Origin of the sequence: Xenorhabdus griffiniae, assembly GCF_001028135.1 — a bacterium.
In the GTDB taxonomy this organism is placed as follows: Bacteria; Pseudomonadota; Gammaproteobacteria; order Enterobacterales; family Enterobacteriaceae; genus Xenorhabdus; species Xenorhabdus bakwenae.
In genome coordinates this window covers 20369-31685 of record NZ_LDNM01000051.1, presented here as the reverse complement: position 1 = coordinate 31685, position 11317 = coordinate 20369, and the positions used below count along the sequence as shown (strand labels likewise).

The window sequence follows — 11317 nt, the reverse complement described above, 5'->3', positions numbered from 1 at the left end:
AAGGGCATTTTTTAATGTGTCAGGGGCTAACCCTGCCAATGTTGAAAGCTCCCTCATTGTGAAACCGGCTTTGTGTATAGCTGCCACAATATCAATGCGATGCCAATCAACGGGAATTATCACTTCATTTCCATTCATATTTCGACTACCCTAAAAATATTATCCACGCGGATAATCCGCTGGGGTTATCCGTCTGGATATAGTATTGATCCACAAGTGAGTCATGTAAAGCAAAAAAATTACTTTCTTTTCCCACATGTGAATCAAGTCAAAGTTAGTCTCATTTTTCCCTTATAAATCAATACGTAAAAAGAAAAGAAAATGAATGGAAAGAAAATAGCTGAAGTTTCCTTTGTCGAACCGACAAAGGAAAGTATTGCAGGAAGGTTAAAGCAATTGATAGGTGATCGCAGTGTTAGGGCTGCGGCAAAAGATTGGGGATTATCTTTTTCTACATTAAACAATTACTTAACAAGAGGAACAGAACCATCTCTCAATGTGGCACTAAAAATATCACAAGTGGAGCGGGTGAGCGTGGAGTGGATCGCCGCAGGTACATCTGAAATCACAAACAGAAAAGACTCCTTGTCATTTATGGAGCAAAAGAAAGACGAACAGTTATCTACTGCATGGCAATATGTATTTGAATCGTTATCTGCCAAAGATATCAATGAGTTATTGAGATTAATTCACCGCAAAGGTGTAGAGGGATTATTAACAATGACGCAGACACCACAAGCAATACACGATGTTGAGGATGCTATCAATTCCTTACCTATCAGAGATACGTTAAAACAAGCAATTAGAGTGGCTCTGCCTGGTAATGAAGCGATGGACAAAGAGATTTTGCGCCGTATTAGCAATGATGAAGGGAGCGTGGAACCTGAAACTGGTATAGTTCAGGCAGTAAATAAAAACGCAGGGTGATTGTGATATTTCATACCTGATCAATCACCTTGTAAATGTTGTTTAAAACCTCTCAAACTATGATCAAAACAGTGCAGAATTAAACGCATAAAATAACAAAAATTATCAATTCTCCCTGGATAGTGCAAAATCGCCTCTCACCCCTATACCTCAATCATATCAAGGCTTTTCGGCCAAATCCCTATCTTTTTATTTAGTGCAGAATTGATCACCTCCCCACACAATAAGGGCATCTTGCCCTTTAATTCCCCACCGAATAAGCATTACTTCTGCAAGACATACCAAATTTTGTCATAATACCCACTATTCCAGAGTTAAAAATAGAATCCTGAAGCTAAGAACTGAAAATCAGATGCCTAATCAAAATGATCAAAATATGCTAAGTGGGCGCTTTCGTGGCTACTATCCCGTTGTCATTGATGTCGAAACCGCTGGTTTTAATGCGCGTACAGACGCTTTACTTGAAATTGCTGCTATTACTTTAAAAATGGATGAAGAGGGTTGGCTAACACCTGCCAATACACTGCATTTTCATATCGAGCCTTTTGAAGGGGCTAATCTTGATCCTGCCGCTCTCGCTTTCACTGGCATTGATCCTACAAACCCCTTGCGAGGAGCTGTCAGTGAATACACTGCCTTGCACGCAATTTTTAAAATGATCCGCAAAGGCATGAAAGACACGAATTGTAACCGTGCAATTATGGTCGCCCATAATGCCAATTTTGATCACAGTTTTGTCATGGCTGCGGCTGAACGTGCGGGTTTGAAACGCAATCCATTCCATCCGTTCGCTACTTTTGATACCGCTGCACTCAGTGGCCTGGTTCTTGGTCAAACAATTCTTGCCAAAGCTTGTATCACAGCGGAAATTCCGTTTGACAGCAATCAGGCCCATAGCGCTCTTTATGATACTGATCGAACTGCCCTGCTTTTTTGTGAACTGGTTAATCGCTGGAAACGGCTAGGTGGTTGGCCGCTACCATCTGCTGATACAGCCAACTGCGGATCCTAAAAAAGCAAGCCCCATACCGATTACAGTATGGGGTTATGAACAGTCACCATCATTCAGATGAATAACTGACCTTATTCCTGCTCACGATATTTATCAGCTGTTTCTTTGATCAGTGTTTGTAGTTCACCACGTTGATACATTTCAACAAGGATGTCACAACCTCCCACCAACTCACCATCAACCCAAAGCTGAGGAAAAGTCGGCCAATTTGCATATTTAGGCAATTGAGCACGGATATCTGGGTTTTGCAGAATATCCACATATGCAAAACGTTCACCACAAGCTGATATAGCTTGAACTGCCTGAGCAGAGAAGCCACAGCTTGGTAGTTTCGGGGAGCCTTTCATGTACAGCAGAATTGGGTTTTCTCTGATCTGATGTTCAATTTTTTCAATGACCGAATCAGCCGTTGTATCAGTAACCGTGTTAGTATTCGTATTCATGTTCGTCATATTTGCTTCCTTAAAAACTGCAAGCGCTATTTATCAGCATAAGATAAAGATTGATTCAGAATACCACTTTCTGCGCTAATTTTTCTACCGTGAACTTTATATGGCAAATTTTTGCCATGATTTGCAGCAATTGATCATCAGTTATTGTCATTCCAACTGACTGTATCTAATCCATGTTAAGTTCAGTTCTGCACCAGTTCGCAGCTTAATAACATCTTTTTCCCTGTTATTTAGCAGAAAAGTTGTTAAGATAATTATCAAAATAGTAACACGATAATAAGCTTAAATTTGCCCTGCCCATGGTTAGTGTCTAAGCCATGGTTTGCGGAGCCAAAAACCCGATATTAAAAAGGAGCATGCAATGTCTTTTGAATTACCAGCATTACCTTATGCCAAAGATGCCCTGGAACCACACATTTCTGCAGAAACTCTGGAATATCACTACGGCAAACATCACAACGCTTATGTTGTAAACCTGAATAATCTGATTAAAGAGACTGAATTTGCCGGAAAATCGCTGGAAGAAATTATCAAAACCTCTGAAGCTGGCATTTTCAATAACGCAGCACAAGTTTGGAACCATACTTTCTACTGGCATAGCCTGTCACCAAATGGTGGTGGCGAACCCACTGGAAAAGTTGCAGATGCTATCAACAATGCCTTCGGTTCTTTTGCTGAATTCAAACAGCAGTTCACCGACGCAGCCCTGAAAAACTTTGGTTCAGGCTGGACTTGGTTAGTCAAGAAAGTTGATGGCACTCTGGCTATTGTTAACACGTCTAATGCAGCAACCCCACTGACTGGCGAAGATAAACCAGTACTGACTGTTGATGTTTGGGAGCACGCATATTACATCGATTACCGCAATGCACGCCCCCAATATTTGGAGCACTTCTGGGCTCTGGTCAACTGGAAATTTGTTGAGGAAAACCTGGCTTAATAAGATTCATTCTCATACTAACCTGAAATAATAAGGGCGGGTTTTCCTTTATTCGCGGAATTCCGCATGCTGGAGAACCCGCCCTTAAAGTAAGTGGGACTACAAATTCTTCGTTTAGATCTTGATCAGATCAGACAGAGGCTTGCCAGAAAAACAATCATGATTAATGCACTACAGGCAGCCAACAATCCCAGCTTCAGATCTGTATCCATAGAACATCCTCAATGTGAAAATTAAGACACCTCAACATCCTAAATTTTAAGCAGTTATTTTCCATATATCAAAAAACCATACCGCGATATTTAATCCATACTCTTTATAGCATCGATTATTGCTTTCACTTTTGAGCTAGATCAGACAAAATTCAAGGTTTACCGCTAAATTATTGCCAACCATCACCCTGTATATAAATATATTGGCAAACGATTAACAAATAGCTATACCCGACAAGAAAGATAAAGGGTATATAAATTAGACCAGAAGGTCAGGAGTCCTTTTTTCATGGCAACGATTAAAGATGTGGCTAAATGCGCTGGTGTTTCGACCACAACCGTATCCCATGTTATCAATAAAACCCGTTTCGTCGCCGAAGATACCAAGACCGCAGTTTGGGCCGCTATTAAAGAATTGAACTATTCTCCCAGTGCCGTTGCCCGCAGCTTGAAAGTTAACCACACCAAATCCATTGGATTGCTGGCAACATCAAGTGAAGCACCATACTTTGCTGAGATCATAGAATCGGTTGAAAATAGCTGCTATAGCAAAGGTTATACACTGATTTTATGTAATTCTCATAACAACCTTGATAAACAAAAAGCTTATCTCGCTATGCTGGCGCAAAAACGGGTAGATGGTTTACTGGTAATGTGTTCAGAATACCCTGAGCAACTTTTGAGTATGTTGGAAGGCTATCGTAATATTCCTATGGTGGTCATGGATTGGGGAGAATCCAGAGGTGATTTTACCGATGCAATTATTGATAATGCCTTTCATGGTGGTTACCTGGCGGGCCGTTATCTCATTGAACGTGGTCATCGTGATATTGCATCTATTCCGGGACCGTTGGCAAGAAATACCGGAGGGGGCCGCCACCAAGGTTTCCTCAAAGCACTAAAAGAAGCCAATATCGCTATTCGGGATGAATGGTTTGTACAAGGTGATTTTGAACCGGAGTCCGGTTATCAAGCCATGTATAAAATCCTGAATCAAAAACATCGTCCAACTGCTGTTTTTTGTGGTGGAGATGTCATGGCTATGGGAGCGATTTGTGCAGCCGATGAGCTGGGATTGCGCGTTCCACAAGACATTTCAATCATCGGTTATGATAATATTCGCAATGCCCGCTATTTTACGCCAGCATTGACAACCATCCATCAACCCAAAGAGCGTTTAGGGCAAATGGCCTTTTCAATGTTACTGGACAGGATCGTCAATAAACGTGAGGATGCACAAACTATCGAAGTCCACCCACGCCTTGTTGAACGGCGCTCTGTTGCAGATGGACCTTTTATCGATTATCGCCGCTGACCATTAATTTTCTTGCAGCCATTCGGCATTAAGCGTTTCGCTATCCCCCAGATAATCTAGTAACCAGCTTAATGCCGGTGAATGGCTTTTTTGCGACCATGTCAAGCAGCATGGACTGTCAGGCAATGGTTGCTCAAGTTCAAGTGTCATCAGCTTGCCTTTACGGATCAGCGGTAGAGCACGGTGTTTGGGCACCATGCCTACACACAATCCATCCATTAAGCAACTTAATCCAACATCCCAATCGGGAACAATCAGTCTCCGTTGATTATCCAAAGCCCATGTATCACGTTTAGGTAAGCTGCGGGCAGTATCTTCAAGACATAAACTGGGATAAGGCCGCATTTGTTCATCATTCAATTTTCCCGATATTACTGCCAATTCATGTTCAGGGCTGGCTACACACAGCCAAGGCATAAACCCCATATCCCTGAAGCTATACCGCTCGCCCACGGGGGAAGCACGTGTCGCTCCGATGGCGACATCCACTCGTTCATCCACCAAAGCATCCCATACACCATTGAAAACTTCAGGATAGACAAATAACTCAATATCTGGAAAATGGCGATAAAAATCCAAAATTAGCCGACGCGTTCGCTCTGGTTTTACGACCTGATCAACCGCAATACTAAATTGCCCCCGCCAACCGTTGGCAACCTGTTGGCACTGGTGCCGAGTGTGATTCATTTTTTTGATAACAGAACGCGCTTCTTTGACAAAAATTGCCCCCGCTTCCGTTAAATCAACGTCACGGTGACGACGTTCAAACAGAGGTACTGCCAGCCATTCTTCAAGCTGTTTTACCGTATAGCTGATAGCAGAAGGCACACGATGAAGTTCTGATGCAGCTGCGCTGAAACTTCCTGTTCTGGCAACAGCATCAACGACTTCCAGAGAGTATTCAGACCACATATATCTTCCTTTCAATTTTTTTCACGGCATGGTGCAAATATTACCGTTTCACAAGTAAAAATCATGCTATATAAAATAAGCCAACTATTTTCTTATCCACTACAAAACTTAATTATTAACACAATGACAACAAATAAAAATGCCATTCCATTTATGTCTTATCTCGCAGGCTTAAGCATGTTAGGCTATTTGGCCATTGATATGTATCTACCCGCTTTTGACACAATGAAAGCAGAATTAGGTACATCCACTAATGCCATCAGTGCGAGCCTTAGCATTTTTCTTGCCGGATTTGCTTTTGCCCAGCTTTTATGGGGTCAATTGTCTGACCGTTTAGGCAGAAAACCTGTTCTTATTATCGGCCTATCCCTGTTTTCCATTAGTTGTTTAGGTATGCTTTGGATTACAGACCCGATCCAGTTACTGGTATTGAGATTTATGCAAGCGGTTGGTGTTTGTTCTGCTGCGGTGACCTGGCAGGCTTTAGTCGTCGACAGATATGATGTAGAACGTACCAAACGTGTTTTTGCCATGATCATGCCTTTGGTTGCTCTTTCCCCGGCTCTTGCGCCTTTGTTGGGCGCATGGTTATTGACGCATAATGGTTGGAGGATCATTTTCCTTGTTTTAATGATCGTAACGATATTGCTGTTAATACCAACATTTTTTCTGACCAACAAACGCACCAATATCGAAACCCACGCCAATAAAAAGGCAGTTTCTTTCTTTACGTTATTAACTTCCCCAGTTTTTAACGGAAATGTACTGATCTATGCATCTTGCAGTGCAGGTTTTTTTGCCTGGTTAACGGGTTCACCAACAATTTTGAAAGATATGGGTTATGATCCTACCGATATTGGCTTAAGTTATATTCCCCAAACTCTGGCATTTATGATTGGCGGGTATGGTTGCCGTATCTTACTGGAAAAAGTAAAAAGTGAAACAGTATTCCCATTTCTGTTGGTGGGCTATGCTGTAAGCATGATCATTATTTGTTTGATTTCCATATTAAGTGAACCTTCATTTATAGCCATTCTTATTCCTTTTTGTGTGATGGCAGCAATGAATGGTGCATCCTATCCAATTGCAGTAGCAAATGCTCTGTCTGTTTATCCACAGAATAGTGGTAAAGCGGCTGCATTACAAAATACCCTGCAATTGGGCCTCTGTTTTGTTGCCAGTATGATCGTTTCTCTATTTATGGAATACCCTCTTTTATCGACGACGACAATCATGGCGCTTACGGTTGTTCCCATGACTATCGGTTATTGGCTGCAAAAACAAGGTGTTGAAAAGAGTCACCAAGCATAAATACAATAATTTCCCAAAAAACATAATAGTTAATAACATTATTATCTAAAGGTTACACCATTATGTAACCTTTAGATGATTGTTTAAATACCATTTCACTCATATACTCATACAGATTCATTATGCTAGAAACTCGGAATTTGGGGTCTTTCAGAGCATTGACGCTCTATTTAATTTCAGGATGAATAGGCAATATGTGCTTTTCAATGCAATTTCTATATTATTTTCAAACAAACCTTCTAGGTTTTATATAATAAAAAACAGTTACAAAGTGACACCTCAAAATTCCATCACACAAATGTTGGAGAGTATATGAGTTCGTCTTTCGTTGAAGGTAAAAAAATAATCACTGATCCTTGGCATAGGATCGCCCATGAATTGCTTCAGGAAACTGATATTGATATCAATGGCAAGCGCCCTTTCGACATACGTATTAAAAATCCTGACTTCTATAAGCGCGTATTGAAAGAAGGCTCCTTGGGTCTGGGTGAGAGTTATATGGATGGCTGGTGGGAATGTGATCGCCTTGATATTTTCTTTTACAAAGTATTACGGGCAGGTTTAGAACATCGTATCCCTAAAAATGTCAAGGATATCTTCAAGATAATTATCTCTCGTATATTTAATTTACAATCTCCCAAACGTGCCTGGATTGTAGGTGAGGAACATTATAATTTAGGCAATGACCTATTTACTCGGATGCTTGATCCTCACATGCAATATTCTTGCGGTTATTGGAAAGATGCCAACACACTGGAAGAAGCACAATCCCATAAGCTGCGCCTGATTTGCGAAAAACTACAACTGTCTCCAGGTATGACTTTATTGGATATCGGTTGTGGATGGGGAGGTTTGGCCGCCTATGCGGCAAAAAACTACGGTGTATCTGTCACAGGGGTAACGATTTCAGCCGAGCAACAGAAATATGCACAGGAACACTGCAAGGATCTAAATGTAAAAATTATCCTTGAAGATTACCGAAACCTTAACCTTCAATTTGATCGCGTTGTATCTGTCGGCATGTTTGAGCACGTAGGCCCTAAAAATTATGACAATTATTTCAATATAGTGAAAAAGAACTTAACACCTGATGGTCTGTTCCTTCTCCATACCATCGGTTCCAATATTGATAAATTAGGTTCCGATGCATGGGTCAGCAAATATATTTTCCCCAACGGCTGCTTACCGTCAATTGCCAAAATTGCCAAAGCAACTACCGGAAAGTTTATCATGGAAGATTGGCACAATTTTGGGGCTGATTATGATCGGACATTGATGGCATGGCATGAGCGATTTATCGCCAGTTGGCATGAAATAGAGCATAACTATAGCCCACGCTTCAAACGGATGTTCAGTTATTACCTGAACGCCTGTGCAGGTGCATTTCGTGCAAGAGATATACAGTTATGGCAGATAGTATTCAGCTCTCGAGGCATCGAAAAAGGATTAAGAGTACCTAGATAACTCCCCATAATGTAATTCCTAAAGCTACAGAAATGATATTTCTGTAGCTTTCGTGTTTTATCGAATCTAGAAAGATTATTTTATTGTTCTTCAATCTGTAACAATAATTTTTCTTGTTCTTTCTGAGCCATAACCCGTTCAACGGTATCTACAATCGCTTGGGTTTGTGGATCAATTTCAATATTAACCTTTTCACCGAGACGTTTTTTGCCCAAAGTTGTACGTTCCAATGTTTCTGGAATTAAATGAACACAAAAGCGATTATTGACTACATCTCCAATCGTTAGGCTAATGCCGTCAATACCAACAAATCCTTTATGCAGGATATACTTCATTAACTGCCTATCGTGAATTCGAAACCATATTTCATGGTTATTTTCAGAAGTGAAGATTTTGGCAATTTCTGCTGTTGTAATAATATGACCGGACATCAAATGCCCACCAATTTCATCACCAAATTTAGCTGCCCTTTCCAGATTAACTAAATCACCTACCCTGAGTTCGCCAAGGTTGGTCAGACGCAATGTTTCTTTCATTAAATCAAAACTGATTAAATCACCGTCGATATTAGTTACAGTCAGACAACAACCGTTGTGGGAAACAGAAGCTCCCGTTTCAATTCCGGGTAATAATTCAGCCGGAAATTTAACAACATGGGTTCGAAAATGCATTTTTTCATCAATAGCAACTATCGGTGCTTTTCCCTGAACAATACCTGTAAACATGGAAACCTCTTTAATAATTTCATCTGGCGGATTAGTTTAACCCACCCACCTCTTTTAAACAGCATGGTGTTTAAACATCATTTCGTTTAAAAATCACCCTGTTTAAATACCATTTTATTTAATACATTATTTTGGTTGATTTTAGTTTCTGTTGAGTGTTGCTTCAATCATGTTGAGTATAAACATCGTGCAATGATTGGATTAATAAAATGAGTCCTATACAATATGGCCGCTTATAAGCGATATATTTTCTATTAACATCGTTTGCTCGCAAAAATATTTCTTGTTTTTCTCGTTAATTTTCAATCAAAAAAGGTGTAGTACGTGCAGAAATATTTAAATGAAGCGCGTAGTTTGCTCGCTTTAGGGATCCCTGTCGTCATCGCACAGTTTTCACAAACTGCGATGGGTTTCGTCGATACCGTCATGGCTGGTAAAGCTGGTGCTGTTGAAATGTCAGCGGTGGCGGTTGGCACATCAATTTGGCTGCCAACCATTCTGTTTGGCCAAGGTTTATTGCTCGCCTTGACGCCAATCGTGGCACACATGAATGGCTCTGGCCAGAGAAAAAATATTGCAGGTCAAATCCAGCAAGGGTTTTGGCTTGCTACCTTCCTCTCTATCTTGACCATCGCAATACTGTATAACAGCCGATTTATTATAGAAGCACAACATAACGTCGATCCTGTATTGGCACAAAAAGCCACGGAGTTTATCCATGCTATCATGTGGGGAGCGCCAGGTTATTTGTTTTATCAAGTTTTGCGGGGTCAATGTGAAGGATTATCGAAAACCAAACCCGCAATGGTCATAGGTCTTTCCGGACTACTGGTCAATATTCCCGTTAACTATATTTTTATTTACGGTAAATTTGGTGCACCTGCACTGGGAGGTGTCGGTTGTGGTGTTGCAACGGCAACCGTTTACTGGGTTATGTTCCTGTTGCTGCTTGCCTATGTGAAGCACTCGCCCTCCCAAAAAGATATCCCAACATTCAACAAATTTGTGGGTCCTGAATGGCATACGCAAAAACGTATTGCACTGCTTGGCCTGCCTATCGCTTTAGCGATGTTCTTTGAGGTTACTCTGTTTGCTGTCGTCTCGTTGTTGGTTTCTCCGCTCGGCGTTGTGGCTGTTGCAGGGCACCAGATATCACTCAACTTCAGCTCCATGATGTTTATGTTCCCGCTGTCATTGGGCATAGCTGCCACTATTCGCGTTGGCTACAACCTGGGCCAAAAATCAACAGAAGGCGCTAAGATATCCGCGTATACGAGTATTATTGTTGGCTTAATTATTGCCTGTATGACAGCGACCTTCACGGTACTGTTTAGCAAACACATTGCTTTTATGTACAACGATAATCCTGAGGTCGTTCTTCTTGCCTCCCACTTGATGTTGTTTGCTGCTATTTACCAACTTTCTGATGCGGTACAGGTCATTGGATCAGGAGTACTGCGCGGGTATAAAGATACACGGTCTATTTTCTTTATCACTTTTATTGCTTATTGGCTCTTAGGGCTGCCTAGTGGTTATATTCTGGCATTGACTGATTATGTCACTGAGCCGATGGGACCACAGGGTTTCTGGATTGGGTTTATTATCGGTTTAACCGCATCAGCATTCATGATGGGTTACCGCATTTTATGGACACAAAAACAGCCAGCCCATGATGTTTTGAAACGTTCTACTCGTTAATTCAATATATTAGGTTAATCAATGCGAGGGGAAAAAGCTGCGAATTCATGCTAAAAGACGTAAATGCGAGCAGTTGAACAAGAATTTGCATTTTTCCCCTTGCCAGAAGGCTCAGTGCCCGTTAATATTCGTCCCCGTTGTCAGCCACAGAAATTTAGATTGCGTCCGTAGCTCAGTTGGTTAGAGCACCACCTTGACATGGTGGGGGTCGGTGGTTCGAGTCCACTCGGACGCACCAAATATTTGGTTGGCAGAAAATAGAATCTTGATGTGCGTCCGTAGCTCAGTTGGTTAGAGCACCACCTTGACATGGTGGGGGTCGGTGGTTCGAGTCCACTCGGACGCACCA

The 11317-nt window shown here is 41.4% G+C and carries 11 protein-coding genes and 2 tRNA genes; 9 read left to right on the top strand and 4 right to left on the bottom strand.

Annotated elements, in window-relative coordinates; translation table 11 throughout:
• Positions 1 to 138: helix-turn-helix domain-containing protein (locus AAY47_RS20650; RefSeq protein WP_047770187.1), on the bottom strand; the 138-nt coding region annotated here is incomplete at its 3' end.
• Between the two features lie 183 nt (positions 139 to 321).
• On the opposite strand from AAY47_RS20650, the gene AAY47_RS11995 reads away from it, so the two are divergent.
• A complete protein-coding gene (locus AAY47_RS11995; RefSeq protein ID WP_053014273.1) occupies positions 322 to 927 on the top strand; it encodes a hypothetical protein in 606 nt (201 codons plus the stop codon).
• Positions 928 to 1279: 352 nt separating this feature from the next.
• Positions 1280 to 1939: a ribonuclease T gene (gene rnt, locus AAY47_RS11990; RefSeq protein ID WP_047770185.1), complete on the top strand. Its 660-nt coding sequence runs from the start codon at positions 1280 to 1282 to the stop codon at positions 1937 to 1939.
• Between the two features lie 71 nt (positions 1940 to 2010).
• Here rnt and AAY47_RS11985 read toward each other — a convergent pair whose 3' ends face one another.
• The gene (locus AAY47_RS11985; protein ID WP_047770182.1) at positions 2011 to 2391 is read right to left on the bottom strand and encodes a Grx4 family monothiol glutaredoxin; all 381 of its coding nucleotides are present in this window, start codon (positions 2389 to 2391) and stop codon (positions 2011 to 2013) included.
• A 361-nt stretch (positions 2392 to 2752) separates the two neighbouring features.
• Here AAY47_RS11985 and sodB point away from each other — a divergent pair, with 361 nt between their 5' ends.
• Together sodB and purR are read left to right on the top strand one after the other, a co-directional pair.
• Entirely contained in the window at positions 2753 to 3331 is a 579-nt protein-coding gene (gene sodB / locus AAY47_RS11980) for a superoxide dismutase [Fe] (protein ID WP_047770181.1), read from the top strand.
• 501 nt (positions 3332 to 3832) lie between these two features.
• Positions 3833 to 4858, top strand: a complete 1026-nt coding sequence (gene purR, locus AAY47_RS11975; protein WP_047770180.1) for an HTH-type transcriptional repressor PurR — start codon at positions 3833 to 3835, stop codon at positions 4856 to 4858.
• 3 nt (positions 4859 to 4861) lie between these two features.
• Here the strand turns inward: purR and punR are convergent, their stop codons facing one another.
• The gene (gene punR / locus AAY47_RS11970; RefSeq protein ID WP_047770179.1) at positions 4862 to 5770 is read right to left on the bottom strand and encodes a DNA-binding transcriptional activator PunR; all 909 of its coding nucleotides are present in this window, start codon (positions 5768 to 5770) and stop codon (positions 4862 to 4864) included.
• A gap of 123 nt (positions 5771 to 5893) precedes the next feature.
• Here punR and punC point away from each other — a divergent pair, with 123 nt between their 5' ends.
• Complete coding sequence (gene punC, locus AAY47_RS11965) at positions 5894 to 7081, top strand: purine nucleoside transporter PunC (protein WP_047770189.1); 1188 nt, start codon at positions 5894 to 5896, stop codon at positions 7079 to 7081.
• Between the two features lie 312 nt (positions 7082 to 7393).
• Positions 7394 to 8545 carry a cyclopropane fatty acyl phospholipid synthase gene (cfa, locus tag AAY47_RS11960; protein ID WP_047770177.1) on the top strand — a complete coding sequence of 384 codons (1152 nt, stop codon included), beginning with the start codon at positions 7394 to 7396 and terminating at the stop codon, positions 8543 to 8545.
• 80 nt (positions 8546 to 8625) lie between these two features.
• Here the strand turns inward: cfa and AAY47_RS11955 are convergent, their stop codons facing one another.
• A complete protein-coding gene (locus AAY47_RS11955) occupies positions 8626 to 9270 on the bottom strand; it encodes a riboflavin synthase (protein ID WP_047770175.1) in 645 nt (214 codons plus the stop codon).
• A 324-nt stretch (positions 9271 to 9594) separates the two neighbouring features.
• On the opposite strand from AAY47_RS11955, the gene AAY47_RS11950 reads away from it, so the two are divergent.
• From AAY47_RS11950 to AAY47_RS11940, 3 genes are all read left to right on the top strand, one after another.
• On the top strand, positions 9595 to 10968 hold the full coding sequence (locus AAY47_RS11950) for an MATE family efflux transporter (protein WP_047770173.1): 1374 nt from the start codon (positions 9595 to 9597) through the stop codon (positions 10966 to 10968).
• A gap of 161 nt (positions 10969 to 11129) precedes the next feature.
• Positions 11130 to 11206 (top strand) — tRNA-Val (locus tag AAY47_RS11945).
• 34 nt (positions 11207 to 11240) lie between these two features.
• A tRNA-Val gene (locus AAY47_RS11940) sits at positions 11241 to 11317 on the top strand.